The organism is Streptomyces pseudoechinosporeus, from assembly GCF_054783935.1.
Window position 1 is genome coordinate 159,804 of the sequence record NZ_BAAGPS010000016.1, and the last position, 14,767, is coordinate 174,570.

Annotated in this window: 15 protein-coding genes; 4 read left to right on the plus strand and 11 right to left on the minus strand. The window is 68.7% G+C overall.

What is annotated here, in order from left to right; all coding sequences use genetic code 11:
• Positions 1 to 37: 37 nt before the first annotated feature.
• The 3 genes from ACYVO6_RS21695 to ACYVO6_RS21705 all read right to left on the minus strand — a co-directional run bounded on the left by ACYVO6_RS21695 (position 38) and on the right by ACYVO6_RS21705 (position 1,587).
• On the minus strand, positions 38 to 220 hold the full coding sequence (locus ACYVO6_RS21695; protein WP_461063625.1) for a hypothetical protein: 183 nt from the start codon (positions 218 to 220) through the stop codon (positions 38 to 40).
• A 137-nt stretch (positions 221 to 357) separates the two neighbouring features.
• Positions 358 to 984: a DUF6082 family protein gene (locus tag ACYVO6_RS21700; RefSeq protein WP_461063488.1), complete on the minus strand. Its 627-nt coding sequence runs from the start codon at positions 982 to 984 to the stop codon at positions 358 to 360.
• A 195-nt stretch (positions 985 to 1,179) separates the two neighbouring features.
• Positions 1,180 to 1,587 (minus strand): winged helix-turn-helix transcriptional regulator, encoded by a 408-nt coding sequence (locus tag ACYVO6_RS21705; protein ID WP_461063490.1) that lies wholly within the window; start codon positions 1,585 to 1,587, stop codon positions 1,180 to 1,182.
• Positions 1,588 to 1,678: 91 nt separating this feature from the next.
• Between ACYVO6_RS21705 and ACYVO6_RS21710 the strand changes: the two genes are divergently transcribed.
• A complete protein-coding gene (locus ACYVO6_RS21710; RefSeq protein WP_461063492.1) occupies positions 1,679 to 2,533 on the plus strand; it encodes an SDR family oxidoreductase in 855 nt (284 codons plus the stop codon).
• Between the two features lie 279 nt (positions 2,534 to 2,812).
• On the plus strand, positions 2,813 to 3,736 hold the full coding sequence (rarD, locus tag ACYVO6_RS21715) for an EamA family transporter RarD (RefSeq protein WP_461063627.1): 924 nt from the start codon (positions 2,813 to 2,815) through the stop codon (positions 3,734 to 3,736).
• Between the two features lie 235 nt (positions 3,737 to 3,971).
• Here the strand turns inward: rarD and ACYVO6_RS21720 are convergent, their stop codons facing one another.
• Together ACYVO6_RS21720 and ACYVO6_RS21725 are read right to left on the minus strand one after the other, a co-directional pair.
• Positions 3,972 to 5,186, minus strand: coding sequence for a 4-hydroxybenzoate 3-monooxygenase (locus tag ACYVO6_RS21720; protein WP_461063494.1), 1,215 nt, complete (start codon positions 5,184 to 5,186; stop codon positions 3,972 to 3,974).
• 49 nt (positions 5,187 to 5,235) lie between these two features.
• Positions 5,236 to 6,744: an MFS transporter gene (locus tag ACYVO6_RS21725; protein ID WP_461063496.1), complete on the minus strand. Its 1,509-nt coding sequence runs from the start codon at positions 6,742 to 6,744 to the stop codon at positions 5,236 to 5,238.
• A gap of 105 nt (positions 6,745 to 6,849) precedes the next feature.
• Between ACYVO6_RS21725 and ACYVO6_RS21730 the strand changes: the two genes are divergently transcribed.
• Together ACYVO6_RS21730 and ACYVO6_RS21735 are read left to right on the plus strand one after the other, a co-directional pair.
• Entirely contained in the window at positions 6,850 to 7,290 is a 441-nt protein-coding gene (locus ACYVO6_RS21730; protein WP_461063498.1) for a winged helix-turn-helix transcriptional regulator, read from the plus strand.
• 55 nt (positions 7,291 to 7,345) lie between these two features.
• Entirely contained in the window at positions 7,346 to 7,810 is a 465-nt protein-coding gene (locus ACYVO6_RS21735) for a VOC family protein (protein ID WP_461063500.1), read from the plus strand.
• A gap of 50 nt (positions 7,811 to 7,860) precedes the next feature.
• Here ACYVO6_RS21735 and ACYVO6_RS21740 read toward each other — a convergent pair whose 3' ends face one another.
• The 6 genes from ACYVO6_RS21740 to ACYVO6_RS21765 all read right to left on the minus strand — a co-directional run bounded on the left by ACYVO6_RS21740 (position 7,861) and on the right by ACYVO6_RS21765 (position 14,729).
• Complete coding sequence (locus tag ACYVO6_RS21740; RefSeq protein WP_461063502.1) at positions 7,861 to 8,790, minus strand: ABC transporter permease; 930 nt, start codon at positions 8,788 to 8,790, stop codon at positions 7,861 to 7,863.
• Entirely contained in the window at positions 8,777 to 9,778 is a 1,002-nt protein-coding gene (locus ACYVO6_RS21745) for an ABC transporter ATP-binding protein (RefSeq protein WP_461063504.1), read from the minus strand. The genes ACYVO6_RS21740 and ACYVO6_RS21745 overlap by 14 nt, the downstream gene beginning before the upstream one ends.
• A gap of 76 nt (positions 9,779 to 9,854) precedes the next feature.
• Entirely contained in the window at positions 9,855 to 11,072 is a 1,218-nt protein-coding gene (locus tag ACYVO6_RS21750) for a LolA family protein (protein WP_461063506.1), read from the minus strand.
• 270 nt (positions 11,073 to 11,342) lie between these two features.
• Positions 11,343 to 12,365: a CHRD domain-containing protein gene (locus tag ACYVO6_RS21755; protein WP_461063508.1), complete on the minus strand. Its 1,023-nt coding sequence runs from the start codon at positions 12,363 to 12,365 to the stop codon at positions 11,343 to 11,345.
• A gap of 185 nt (positions 12,366 to 12,550) precedes the next feature.
• Entirely contained in the window at positions 12,551 to 13,561 is a 1,011-nt protein-coding gene (locus ACYVO6_RS21760) for a polyprenyl synthetase family protein (RefSeq protein ID WP_461063511.1), read from the minus strand.
• A 310-nt stretch (positions 13,562 to 13,871) separates the two neighbouring features.
• Entirely contained in the window at positions 13,872 to 14,729 is an 858-nt protein-coding gene (locus tag ACYVO6_RS21765) for an HAD family hydrolase (RefSeq protein WP_461063513.1), read from the minus strand.
• Positions 14,730 to 14,767: the final 38 nt, after the last annotated feature.

The following is a 14,767-nucleotide window of genomic DNA, read 5'->3' on the forward strand; positions in this document are numbered from 1 at the left end:
CCCGCGTCCCGTACGTACGGGACGCGGGTCCTTGTTGTCACGCGTCGGGGATGTCCTTCTTGGCGCGCATGACGGTGTCGCGGTCGAGGACGACGATGCGCTCGTGGTCGGCTCGTGTGACGCCTGGGGGAAGGCGGTGGGCCAGCGCGGCGGTGGCTTCGGTGCCGATGACGGCGAAGCTGCCGTCGCTCAGCTCGAAGATGTCCGGACAGGTTTCCATCGTTCCGCTGCCCCGCAGCTTGGGTGGATCTCCGAGACGGCGGACGACGCTGAGGGCAGACACACGCGGAGCCTTTTCTATGTCCGGGCAGGCTGGATGACGTGCCAGGGCAGAGCCGGGCACGATACCAAGATCTATCACGCCGCAGGCCCGTCAGGAGGCTCACTGGACGGTGAACCAACAATCCACCACTCCTCCGGATCGTCGGCCAGCTCCTCGATCATCACGTCGACGACCGCCCCGACCCGTGCCTCCACCGAATCCGTGGGCAGGGACCTGCGGTGCTCGACCGTGCGGTCCCAGTACTCGGCGAACAGCTTGTTGCGGCACAGCACACGCAGATGTCCCAGGAGTTCATCCCAGTCGTACACCCCGACCCGGTGGGCCATCAGCAGGCTCCCGTACTCCCGGTTGGCGAAGATCATCTGGCGGCGCTTGCCCTCCGGGATGCCGGTCAGCGTGCTCCCCGCGTCGGCCAGAGAAGGGTCGTCGATCGCCCGGTCCATCTGGTCCAGTGTGAGCCTGTACTGCTGGATCAGGTTCGCCCGATGAATCTCCTCCGTCATCAGAGTGAGCTGTCGGAGCAGGTCCAGCAGGAGCTCCTCCTGACGCCGACGGCGGGCGCCTCGGGCGAAGAAGGCGCGCATCAGGCCAAGTCCCGCCACTACTGCAGAACCGATCCTGCTAGCCCGCGCGGCCGGAGTCTGTGTGGCCATGTCAAGGCATCCCCCTGGATCCGGTGGCCGTGCGCCGCGTGGTGGCATCGTGGGTCGGCACACGGTGGGTGAAACCACCCCGCCCCCAGCGTGCCCGGCGGCTCAAGCAGGCGTGGAGGTGGAGAGGGGGGCGCATGGAAGCGCGCCTCGTACGTCGACCAGCGCCCTGACCCATGTGTGCCCCGCGAGCGCCGTTCGCATTCGTGCAATCAGGGCTGGCAGGCACGTCACCCCAGCTCAGAGCTACCCTCTGGCCGCGTCATACACCTCGCGCGCCTCCAGCACCGCGTCCATGCGGCGAGCCGTCCAGTCGGCCAGTGCGCGCACCTGCTCGGCGGCCTCGCGGCCCAGGTCCGTCAGCGAGTAGTCCACCCTCGGCGGGATCACCGGCTTCGCGTCCCGGTGGACCAGTCCATCCCGCTCCAGCGTCTGCAAGGTCTGCGTGAGCATCTTCTCGCTGACCCGCCCGATGGCACGCCGCAGCTCGCTGAAGCGGTGCGGGCGCTCCAGGAGTTGGATCAGGACCAGGACCCCCCAGCGGCTGGTGACGTGCTCCAGGACCAGGCGATGCGGACACATCGCCTCACCCTCCACGTTCCACTTGCTGCCAGCTGCACTGACGGATCCATTGACTGATGCGCTTACGGCCATGCCAGTACCTTACTTCAAAGTGGGTACTTTCGAGAAGTAAGTGCAGCCCCTAGGGTTAGTGGCATACCCACTCACAAGGAGCTGCAACATCATGAGCATCGTCGTCACCGGAGCCACCGGCCACCTCGGCCGCTTTGTCATCGAAGGGCTGCTGGAGAAGGTTCCGGCCGACCAGATCACGGCCGTCGTCCGCAGCGAGGAGAAGGCGGCGGGCTTCGCGGCCCGCGGCGTGAAGATCGCGGTCGCCGACTACAGCGCTCCCGAGACCTTCGGCAGCGTCTTCTCCGCCGGTGACAAGGTGCTCCTCATCTCCGGCAGCGAGATCGGCAACGACCGCGTGGGCCAGCACAAGGTCGTCCTCGAAGCCGCCAAGGCCGCCGGGGTCGCGCTCCTCGCCTACACCAGCGCGCCGGGCAGCCTGACCGCCGCGCTGGCCGACGACCACCGGGGCACCGAGGCGGCGATCCTCGAGTCCGGCGTGATGTACACCCTGCTGCGCAACGGCTGGTACAACGAGAACTACACCGAGAGCCTCGCCCCGGTCCTGGAGCACGGCGCCGTCGTCCAGGCCGCCGGCGACGGCAAGGTCTCCTCGGCCTCCCGCGCGGACTACGCGGCCGCCGCCGTGGCCGTGCTGACGGGCGAGGGCCACGAGAACAAGACGTACGAGCTGGGCGGCGACACCGCCTGGGGCTTCGCCGAGTACGCGGCCGAGGTGGCCAAGCAGACCGGCAAGGAGATCGCGTACAGCCCTGTCTCCGTCGAGGTCTTCACGGGCATCCTGACCGGCGCCGGGCTGCCCGAGCCGCTCGCCGCGACCATCGCCGGAGTGGACGCGTCCGTCGAGAAGGGCGAGCTGGTCGTCACCAGCGGTGACCTGTCTCGGCTGACCGGCCGCCCGACCACCCCGATCGCGGAGTCGATCGCGGCGGCACTCAAGGGCTGACCTGCTCGAGCTTCCCTGAAGAGCGACGGCATTCGAGGGCCGACTCCCCTGCCGCCCTCAAGAGCCGTCCTCGCCCACCCCCGTTTGTAATGACCGTATCGTGAATACGGCCATGACAGGCGGGGGTGTTCGGCGTTACCGTCGTGAGCGGCTGCGCGCTCGCAGCCGCTCGAGAGGGGAGAGGCCGTGCCGGTGAGGTCCAAGGGCGAGCAGCACACAGGTCTGGAGTCCAAGGGCGAGCAGCGCATAGGTCTGCTGAACGGCTTCGCGGCGTACGGCATGTGGGGCCTCGTCCCCCTCTTCTGGCCCCTCCTCGAGCCCGCCGGAGCCATCGAGATCCTCGCCCACCGCATGGTGTGGTCGCTCGGCATTGTCGCGGTCGCGCTGCTGGTGATACGGCGCTGGGCCTGGGCCGGCGAACTGCTGCGGCAGCCGCGCAGACTGGGCCTGGTCGCGGTCGCGGCGACCGTGATCACCATCAACTGGGGCGTCTACATCTGGGCCGTGAACACCGGCCATGTGGTGGAGGCGTCCCTCGGCTACTTCATCAACCCACTCGTCACCATCGCGATGGGCGTCCTGCTCCTGAAGGAACGGCTGCGGCCCGCCCAGTGGGCGGCGGTCGGCATCGGCTTCGCCGCGGTTCTGGTGCTGACGGTCGGGTACGGGCAGCCGCCGTGGATCTCCCTCTGCCTCGCCTTCTCCTTCGCGACGTACGGGCTGGTGAAGAAGAAGGTCAATCTGAGTGGTCTGGAATCGCTGGCCGCGGAGACCGCGATCCAGTTCCTGCCCGCGCTGGCGTACCTGCTGTGGCTGGCGGGGCAGGGTGACCTGGTGTTCGGTGCCGAGGGTGCCGGGCACGCGGCGCTGCTGGCCGCGACCGGTGTGGTGACGGCGGCGCCGCTCGTCTGCTTCGGGGCGGCGGCGATCCGCGTACCGCTGTCGACGCTCGGGCTGCTCCAGTACCTGGCACCCGTACTGCAGTTCCTGCTCGGCGTCCTGTACTTCCGCGAGGCCATGCCCGCCGAGCGGTGGGCCGGGTTCGCGCTGGTGTGGGCCGCGCTGTCGCTGCTGACGTGGGACGCACTGCGGACGTCACGCCGGGCGCGGCTGACTCTGCAGGCGGCAGGGGTTGCCGAGGCGGCAGGGGTCGACGCGGACGTCCCGGAGATCCAGAAGCCGACCTCGAGCCCCAGGTCCTGAGCGGCCTCGGGGAGGTGGGGTGCGTTCCCGCGTCGTCCGGTGCTGGGGGAGGTAGCTGGGGGAGCATCGGCGTGCTGCCGCATCGCCCTCGTACTGGACGTACTTGGGTAATGCGGCAGTGCGGCGAGGTGCCGTGCCTGGGGGTACCTCCCACGCCTTTAAGGCAGTGGGGGAGGCGTGGAGGCGTGCCTCACTTCCCCGAGGCCGCTTAGTCGCCCGGTGGTCAGTAGTCGAGTCAGTAATCGGCGTCCTTGCCGATGTACAGCCCCGCGAACCCGGCCGCGGCGGCGGGCGAGGCGAGGGTCCGCCGCAACCGGGCCGCGGTGGCGCCCGCCCGGAACGGGTCGCCGGACGAGGCGCCGTGGTAGATGTCCGACAGCCACAGCGAGAACTCCTGGTACTGCCACACCCGCCCCAGACAGGCCGCCGAGTAGCCGCTGAGCCCGCTCCCGTCGCCCTTGCCGCAGTACGCGATGAGCGCGTCGCCGAGCAGCAGGGCGTCGTGGATCGCGAGGTTCATGCCCTTCGCGCCGATCGGCGCGAGGAGGTGGGCCGCGTCGCCGGCCAGATACAGCCGCCCGTACGCCATCGGCTCCACGACGTAGTTGTGCATGTCCAGGACCCGCTTCTCGATCAGCCGCCCCTCGGTGAGCGGCTGGGCCCCGTCCGCCGCGAGCCGCTTGTGGAGCTCGGCCCAGACGCGTTCGTGCGACCAGTTCTCGGGGTCGTCGCCGGGCGGGCACTCCAGGTAGTACCGGGTGACCTGCGGGCTGCGGGCCATATGCCCGGCGAAGCCCCGCGGATGGATGCCGAAGACGACGCAGTCGTTGGACGGCGGCGCCTCGGCGAGCAGCGCCAGCCAGCCGATCCCATAGTCGTGTCGGGCGATGCCGACATGCTCCGGCGGCATGCACGCCCGGGTGACACCGCGCGCGCCGTCGCAGCCCGCGACGGCCGCGCAGTCGAGTCGTACGCGCTCGCCCGTGTCCGGATCCGTGTACGCCACCGAGGGCTGGTCCGAGTCGATGGCGTGTAACTCCACGTCGCGTACGCCGAAACGGATGTCACCGCCCCGCTCGTCCGCGTACACACGCACCAAGTCCGTCACCAACAGCGGCTGGGGATAGGCGAAGTGGTGGTGCCCGGACATGTCGCCGTACCGGAACCTGTGCCGCTCGCCCGCGAACCGGAACTCGCACTCGCTGTGCACCTGGGCGTTCTCCAGCAGCCGGTCGGCGAGACCGCGCCGCTCCAGGGCGCGCACCGCCCACTCCTCCAGGAAGCCCGCACGGGGCCGCTGCTCGATGAACTCCCTGCTCTCCGTCTCCAGCACCACACAGTCGACGGAGGCGGCACGCAGGATGTTGGCGACGGTGAGACCGGCGGGGCCGGCACCCACGACGACGACCGAGGTGCGCTCTGTGGAGGAGGGGGCGGCGGTGTCCGTCATGGGGACATTATGTCGGCGAGTACCGCGCCGTGTGGCGTGCCGCGCATCCTCAACTCACCTTCTGTCGGGCGGGGTTGGCCGCCGCCTCGGCAGGCACTCCGGCCACCCGCTTCCCTCGCCCGCGTAGTCCGAAGGACGAGAGCAGGGCGCCGAGAGACACCATCACCACCGGGACGATCAGGGCTGTACGGAAGGCGGACAGGGTGGACTCGGGATCCGAACCCGAGGAGGCCAGGCCGTACACCGCCGTCACCGCCGAGATGCCGAGTGCCGAGCCGAACTGGGTCGCGGTGTTCAACAGGCCGCCCGCCAGGCCCTGTTCGGACTCCGTGACGCCGTCCGTCGCCGCGATCGTGAGCGGACCGTAGGCCAGGGCGAAGGCGATGCCCGCGATGAGCAGGGTGGGGAACATCGCGGCGTACGTCCAGTCCATGCCGACCGGCAGGAAGAGCCCGTACGCGACGATCCCCAGGACGAAGCCGCCGAGGATCACCCGGCCGTTGCCGAACCGGTTGACCAGGCGGGGCGTGAGCGTCGGCGCGAGGATCGCGTCGCAGCCCATCACCACCAGGGCGATCGCCGTCTGGAGCGAGGACCAGCCGCGCAGTTCCTGCAGGTAGAGCGTGACGACGAACTGGAAGCCGAAGAAGGCGCCGACAAAGAGCAGGGCGCCGAGGTCGGCACGTACGACCGACGCCTTGCGCAGAATGCCCAGACGGACGAGGGGAGCGGCGCTGCGGCGTTCGACGACGACGAAGGCGGTGCCCAGGAGCGCGGCGGCGGCTGCCGCTCCGGCCGTCAACTGCCATTCGTTCAGGCCGTGTTCGAGCCGGATGACGGCGTACGCGGCGAGCAGCATGGCTCCGGCCGCGGTGATGGCACCGAGGATGTCGAAGCTTTCGGCACGGGTGCGGGTGCGGGTGCGGGGCTGGGAGGCGTTGTTGACGGATGTGGTACGCGGCTGGGGGCGCCCCTCTGCTGTGTGCGGTTTTCCCTCGCCCGTCTGGGCCGGAATCAGGCGTACCGCCGCCGTCAGGATCGCCGCCGCCAGCAGTACCGGTGCGAAGAACACCCAGCGCCAGCCAAGTTGGGTCAGCAGGCCGCCGATGACCAGGCCGAGGGAGAAGCCGCCGGCCGCCGTGCCCGCGAAGACGAGCAGGGCCTTGTTGCGCTGCGGGCCCTCTTCGTACGACGTCGTGATGAGGGACAACGCGGCCGGAGTCATGAAGGCCGCCGAGACGCCCGTGACGAAACGGGCCACGATCAGCATCCAGCCCTCCGTGGCGAAGCCGCCGAGGCCCGAGAAGGCGAGGAAGACGGTCAGCCAGGTGAGGAACATCCGGCGTCTGCCCAGGAGGTCGGCCGCGCGACCGCCGAGCAGGGTGAAGCCGGCGTAACCGAGTACGTACGCGCTGATCACCCACGCCGCCGCGTTCGTGGACAGGTCGAGATCGGCTCTGATGGAGGGGATCGCGACGGCCAGCATGGCGACGTCGATGCCCTCGAGGAAGATCGTTCCGCAGAGGACGAGCAGCAGGGCCCAGGCGCGGGTGCCCATGGCGGGACTCCTTCGAGGCAGGGGGCGGTTGGGTAGAGGCGGTTACTCGGCTGAGGGTCGGTTCCCTCTTGTAACCATGGCCAGCCTGCGGCAGCATCCAAAGCTATGGAAGAAGGCACTTTGAAGGTACCGAGTAACTGCGCGGGCACCGTGGGTGTGGACTACGGCGACACGGACCCCTTCCAGTGGGACACCCGCGAGGACTGCCAGGTGCGCCAGATCCTCGACCGGGTCGCCGACAAGTGGTCCCTCCTGGTCATCGCTCTCCTCGACAATCGCCGCCTCCGCTTCACCGAACTGCGACGGGAGATCGACGGCATCAGCCAGCGCATGCTGACGGTCACCCTGAGGCAGTTGGAACGGGACGGCCTGGTGAAACGCACGGTGCATCCCGTGGTGCCACCGCGGGTCGAATACGAACTGACTCCGCTCGGCGGGACGCTGCACACGACGATCCGCTCCTTGGTGACATGGACGGAGGAGCACCAGGGGGAGATCGCGGCGGCCCGGGCGACGTATGACGCGGCCGAGAGTGGGAGAGGGTAGGTGCGGCGGGGCGAAAACCCCGTGCGAAACCCCCCGTCCGACGTACCGTCCATCCATGACTCAGTCGCCCACGCCCCTGCACTGGAAGATCGTCATCGACGCCGCCGACCCGCACGCCCAGGCCGACTTCTGGGCCGCCACACTCGGCTACGAGGTCGAGGACAACAGCGTCCTCATCGAACGCCTGCTGGGCTTCGGCGCCGTACCGCCCGAGATCACCGTCGAGTCCCACGGCCACAAGGCCTGGCGCGACCTCGTCGCCGTACGGCACCCGGAGGACCCGTACGACAAGGAGAGCGGCACGGGCCTCGGCCGGCGACTGCTCTTCCAACGCGTACCGGAGCCGAAGACCGTCAAGAACCGGCTGCACATCGACGTACACACCGAGCCCGGGCAACGCGACGCGGAGGTCGCGCGACTGACGGACCTGGGGGCGACGGTACAGCGGGAGGTGAAGGAACCAGGCGGCGAGTGGGTGCTCATGACGGACCCGGAGGGCAACGAATTCTGCGTGCACTGAGCTCCCCGCCCATGCACCCATGCGTCACCCACGCACCCATGCACTGACTTTCAGGCGGTGATGTCCTTCGTCGTGAAGCGCGCCCACGCCGCCGTGCCGAACACCGCCGCGTACAGGCCCTGAAGGCCGAGGTTGCGGAACAGGTCGTCCCAGTACACCGGATCGCGCATCAAGTCCGCGAAGGACAGCCAGTAGTGCGAGAAGAAGTACGGCTGTATCGCGTGGAGTTGGGGTATCTGGTCGAGGATCTGGATGGTGATCAGCAGGCCCACGGTCGTCGCCATCGCCGCTATGCCGCTGCTGGTGAGCGTCGACACGAACAGGCCGAGCGCTGCTATTCCGATCAGTGACGCGGCGACGATCAGCGCGATCAGAAACGCCCGCACCAGCCCTTCACCGAAGCTGATCCGCGTTCCGGAGATCGTCGTCAGCTCGCCGAGTGGGAACAGCAGGGACCCCACGATCAGCGCCGACACCGCCACGACGAGCGTCGCTACGACACAGAACGCCAGCGTGGTCGCGTACTTCGTAAGCAGCAGCCGTGTACGCCCCGCGGGTGCGACCAGCAGATAGCGAAGCGTGCCGGCGTTCGCCTCGCCCGCTATCGCGTCCCCCGCGATGACGCCGATCGCCATCGGCAGGAAGAAGGGCAGCGTCGCGGCAAGCGCCGTGAACACCAGGAACAGTCCGTTGTTGGTGATCTGCGAGACGAACGCCGGTCCCCCGCCGCCTCCGCCCCCGCCGTCACTCGTCTCGATCTTCACCGCGATCCCGACGAGCACCGGCACCGCGGCCAGCACCCCCAGCAGCGCGATCGTCCGCCACCGGCGCAGGGTGGTCACCAGCTCGTTGCGCAACAGGCCGAGGGTCCACAGCGGACTCGGCTTCCGTAGGCCGACGATCTCGGCGGTGCCGGAGTCGGCGGTGACTTCAGTGACCTGTGAGACCTCAGAGACCTCTGATGCTTCAGCCCGCGACATCGAAGCCCTCCCCCGTCAGCGCAACGAACGCGTCCTCCAGCGAAGCCCGTTCGAGCCCGAAGCCCCGTACCCGGACACCTGCCGACACCAACGCCGCGTTCACCTCGGCGAGGTCGCGGTCGCGGTCGTCCGGAGGCTCGCCGGTCACCCGGTCCTCCTCGACGACGACGTCGGCCACGCCCTGCTCCTTCAGTACGCGGGCCGCGTCGCCCGGATCCGGTGTCGTGACGACCAGGCGACCACGTGCGCCGGCCGCCAACTCGGCCACCGGGCCCTGGATGATCAGCCGCCCCTGCGCCATCACTGCGGCATGCGAGCACACCTGCTCGATCTCGTCCAGCAGATGCGAGGAGAGGAAGACGGTCGTACCGTCCGACGCCAACTCCCGTACCAGCGAGCGAATTTCGCGCATCCCCTGCGGATCGAGCCCATTGGTCGGCTCGTCCAGGACCAGCAGCCGGCGCGGCTGGAGCAGTGCCGCCGCCAGTCCGAGCCGCTGCTTCATGCCCAGCGAGTAGGCCTTCGCCTTCTTGCTCGCGGCGGCCGTCAGTCCGACCCGGTCAAGGGCGGCCGCGACGCGCGTGCGTCGAGTGCGGGGATCGGCGGTCGGGTCGGCGGAGTCGTACCGCAGGAGGTTGTCGCGGCCGGACAGGAATCCGTACAGCGCCGGTCCCTCGATCAGCGCGCCCACCTGCGGGAGCACCGTGCGAGTGGCGCGCGGCATGACTTGTCCCAGGACGCGCGCCGTGCCCGAGGTCGGCTCGATCAGGCCCATCAGCATTCTGATGGTGGTCGTCTTACCGGAGCCGTTCGGCCCCAGGAAGCCGAAGACGCTGCCCGCCGGGACGGCCAGATCGAGGCCGTCGACGGCGAGTTGTCCACCACGGAAACGCTTGGTGAGCGCACGGGTGGCGATCACCGTGTCCGGCCCGGCTTCCGGCCCAGTTGCCGGCCCGGTGTCCGGTTCCGCGGTGGACAGTTCCGCCATCGACTCCCTCAACTCCCCGTTGGCGCCCGACCAGAAACCTCCGGTCGGACGCCAACCACCTGTCGTCCTCTGCCTGTTACTTCGCGGCGTTGGCCGCCTTCACCAGCGCGTCCTTCGTGACGGCGCCCGCGTACACCTGGCCGTCGTCCGTGATGAGCGCGTTGACCAGTCGGGTCGAGAAGACCGTGCCCGAGCCGAACTCGCCGCTCACCTTCGTGCCCAGCGAGTCGAGGAAGCTGCCCGCGTCGCCGGATGCCGACGGTATGCCCTCGCCGCCGGTGTCGAACCGGGCGATGGTGGTCCAGCCCTCGCCTATGGTCTTGAGCCCTTCGAACCCTTCGAGCCCATGGCCCAGATCCTCCTCGGCCTTCGGAAGCGCCCGCTCCTCGGACTTCATCTCGTCGCCCTCGGTGACCTTCGCGCCCTTCGGCGGGCTGAAGTCGAAGGTGGACGCGGCCGGCTTGCTGAAGTCGACCTTGGTGAAGCCCGCGTCCACAACGGCCGCGCCACCGCTGGCCGGGGTCAGCGTGAACTTCAGCGGCATACCGGTCTTGGAGTCCACCGCTATCGAGATCTGACCGACCGTCGAACCGGACTGCTTCGGCTTGATGACCAGCTTGTACGCATCGCGGCCCGCGACCTGAGCCGTGCCGTCAACGGTCACGGACGTCGTGTCGTCGACCGCCTTCAGCGCCTCGTCGGCCATCTCCTTGGGCGTGGTCGGGACGTCCTTCGGCGCCTCTTCCTTCTTGCCCTTGTCCTCGGCGGAACCGGAGGCGTCCTTCATGTGGAACGCCTCGTTCGACGCGCTGTCGTACGCCCACACCTCGTCGCCGTTGTGGATCAGGCTGTACTCGGCGGCCTTGTCCAGCAGCGACACCTTGTGCTTGTCCGGGCCGTCGGCCGCGACCCGCAACGTGTGCGTACCGGACGCCAGTTCCATGAGCTTGGTCGACGGATCGGCGGAGGAACCCTCGTCGTCGGAACCGCCGGCGCCACCGCCACCCGGAGCGAAGCTGCTCTCCAGGCCGCCGAGGTCCGGCAGGCCCAGATTCGTGCTGACCTTCACCGTGCCGGACAGCTGCTGTACGTCGGACGCGGCGATCTTCTCTATGAGTTGCTCAGCGGTGATCTCTGGCAGGTCGGGGTCGCCGGAGCCCGCGAACGCCGGGACCAGCCCGATGGTCGCCGCAGCCAACCCCATCACCGCGACGGGGACGACGTACCGCGCCGCCTTGCGCCGGCCGGTCCGCAGCTCCTCGTTCGTGTCGTCGTCGGATTCGTACGGTGCCATGTGTGCCCTACCTCCGTCGTCGGCGGCGGCTTACCGTCATGCTGCACTCGTCCACCCCGGCCGCCATTGTCACCCGAACTCCTGTGAAGTGGTGTTTCCAATCAGACCAAATCGGCCGACGAGAAGCGTCAGACCTCGGAGCCAACTCCGTGTACTGCTGCGGTATGACACGAGTGGGCGGCGCCTCCCCCGCCCCGTAAGGGTTGTGCGGGAGGACGCCGCCCGTCATGCCGTTCAGAGCCGGTCGGTCATCGGCTCACAGCCCGTGGATCACCGGTTGATGAACACGTAGTCCGCCCCGTACGGGACACCCACGATGGTCCCCTCCTCACAGGACCCGGCGGGAGCCACCCCGCCCACGGTGTTCAGCCGAAGGATCTCGGCCGTACCGGCCAACAGCCCGCGGTGCTTGCCGGACTGAGTGGCTTTGAGGTCCAGCTCCGGGATGTTCTTGTCGCCGTTCGGCGTCTTGGAGATCACCGCACCGGTGACCGCACTGCGGTCGGGCGCGATCCACTGCGGCGTACCGGAGTTGGGCTTCACGAAGGAGTGCGCGATGCCACCGCCGAGCACGGCGCGCACATCACGCTGCGCGAAGGCGGTGCTGCCGTCGTCCGCCTTCTTGCATTCGTAGATCTGCTTGCCCTTGATGACGGAGGCCTGGAAGTTGTACAGCGCGTTCCTGAAGTCGAAGTCCGTGGTGATCTTGTGGAGTTGGCCGCGGACGGCTCCGCCCGGGAACTCTGCGGTGTGCAGATTGGCGTAGAAACCACCCGGATTGGACTTCAGCTGGTCGAGCAGGGCGGCGTCCTCGACCTTGACCGTGCCGGTGACCGTACGGCCCTTGGCCTTCTCCAGCAGCTTGGTGAAGTCGACCTTGACGCCGCCGTTGACGCCCTTGGCGCCCTGGTGGATGTGGAGCAGGGTCGGCTTGTCGGTGCCGCGCCACTTGACCGCGACGGACACCTTGTCGCCCTTGACCTTCACGAACTGGAGCGCCGCGCCGTCCTTGTCCCCGACGGCGGGGCCGCCCTGGACTGCCACCTCGTTCGCGCCGTTGAGGCTCGCGGCGAGGATGGTGCCGCCGCTGCCACTGCCGCCCGCGAGGCCGCTCTGCACCTCGATGGACTGGCCCCCGTGCTGCGCGTGGTTCGCGCCCTTGCCCTTGCCCTGGTTCCCGCTGTCGGCGACCGCCGGGATGACGGCGGCGGCGACACCGGCCGCGGCGGCCACCGCGACACCGGAGATGACCAGGCTCTTACGACGCTTCGCGGACGTAATGGATGTCCCCATGATTCTGTTTTCTCCCCGTAGCTCAGCTGACACCCCCTGCGTCAGCTTCTGGGCTTAGTTACGGGGTGGATCTGAGTCTGGACTCAATCCAAGTATGTGACGTGCGTCACTCTGGATCGGGAGCCTAGAAGAGGCCATGGACCGAGAGCCTGGTTCGGGACCCCCGTTCAGGGGCTGCGGCGGGGTCAGCCCGCCCGGTGCACCACCGCGTCGCACAGCTCCACGAGTGCCACCTTCGCATCGCACTCCGGCAGCGGCACCAGTGCGGCGCGGGCCTCCTCGGCGTACCGAACGGTGTCGCGGCGGGCCTGCTCCAGGGCCGGGTGGGCGCGGAGGAGGGAGAGTGCCTCGGCATGCCGGGCGTCATCCGTCAGGTCCGAGTCGAGCAGCTCGGACAGCGCGATGTCCTCGGCCAGACCGAGCCGCTCCACGCGCTCACGCAGCCGCAGCACGGGGAGGGTGGGGATGCCCTCGCGCAGGTCGGTGCCCGGCGTCTTGCCGGACTCGTGCGAATCGCTCGCGATATCCAGTACGTCGTCGGCGAGCTGGAAGGCGACGCCGAGCCGCTCCCCGTACTGCGTGAGCACGTCCACCACGGTCTCGTCGGCGCCCGACATCATCGCGCCGAACCGTCCCGACACGGCGATCAGCGAGCCGGTCTTGCCGCCGATCACGTCCAGGTAGTGATCGATCGGGTCGCGTCCGTCGCGCGGTCCGGCCGTCTCCAGGATCTGTCCGGTGACCAGGCGCTCGAACGCCTCGGCCTGGATCCGTACCGCTTCCGGTCCGAGGTCGGCCAGGATGTGCGAGGCACGCGCGAACAGGAAGTCGCCGGTGAGCACCGCCACCGAGTTGCCCCAGCGAGTGTTCGCGCTGGGCACCCCGCGGCGTACGTCCGCCTCGTCCATCACGTCGTCGTGGTACAGCGTGGCGAGGTGGGTCAGCTCCACGACCACGGCCGAGGGCACGACGCCCGGCGCGTACGGGTCCCCGAACTGTGCGGCGAGCATCACGAGCAGCGGCCGGAACCGCTTGCCGCCCGCGCGCACCAGGTGCTGCGCGGCCTCCGTGATGAACGGGACCTCGCTCTTGGTTGCCTCGAGCAGGCCCTCCTCGACAGCCGCCAATCCGGCCTGGACATCGGCTTCGAGAGCCTGGTCCCGCACGCTCAGCCCGAACGGCCCGACGACGGTCACGAGGGTCTCCTGTCTGCTGACGCTCTCAAGGGCGGTCTCTGCGTGCTCTTGGTGCGGTTGCTGCTGTTGCTTCTTTGGGGGCTGTGTGTCGTGTGTGCTGTAGGTGTTTGTCGATGTGTCGCTGCTCGCACTCAAGTCAGCGTATCCGGTCGCCTTTCGATCACAGTGAGCGCCCGCCCGTCCAGGCCAGGCACTATCGGATCACTGGCGGTAGGTTCCAGCCGACCTGCTACGACAACGAGGCACACGGCACGAAAGGTTCCATTCCCGCCACCTCGGAGATCGCCCGAGCCCTGGAGGACACAGTGCTTCAGGGCATACGCCCGCGCACTCGAGGAGCTGTTTCTGTGACGGCCGCCGCTTGGTGGAACAGCCGCTCCAGTACCACCGCGATGCCGTCCTCCTCGTTCGACAAGGTCACCTCGTCGGCCACCGCCTTGAGTTCGGGGTGGGCGTTGGCCATAGCCACGCCGTGGGTTGCCCAGTCGAACATGGGGATGTCGTTGGGCATGTCACCGAAGGCGATCGTTGTGGTGTGGGTGAGACCGAGGTGGGCGGCGGCGCGTGCGAGGCCCGTCGCCTTGGTCACTCCGCATGGCTGAAGTTCGACGGTGCCGGGGCCGGACATCGTGACAGTGGCGAGCGAACCGACCGCTCCGCGGGCCGCGGACGCCAACTCGTCGTCCGTCAGGGACGGATGGCGCAGGAGCACCTTGCTGATGGGTTCTGTCCAGAGGTCGTCGCGGTGGAGGATCCGTACCGCCGGCAAGGTCGGATGCGGCATCTCGTAACCCGGTTCGATCAACGTGAGCCCGTCGACACCGTCCTGGTCCACGGCCGCGTACACGTCCCCGACCTCCGCCTCTATCTTGCCGAGCGCCGTCTCGGCCAGTTCCCGGTCCAGGGTCACCGACCACACCATGCGGTCGGCCCCGGCGTCGTACAACTGCGCCCCCTGCCCGCACACCGCCAATCCCTGACCGCCCAGTTCGTCCAGCAACGGCCGTACGCGCGGCGCCGGACGCCCCGTCACCACGAGGTGCCGGGCCCCCGCCGTGATCGCCATCGCCAGCGCGGTCCGTGACCGGTCGGAGAGGGTGTCGTCGCCGCGGAGCAGCGTTCCGTCCAGGTCAGTGGCGATAAGTGAATATGCGATCGGTGCGGCCATGATCAGAGAATACGGATCGAACGGCCCATCGACCCGGC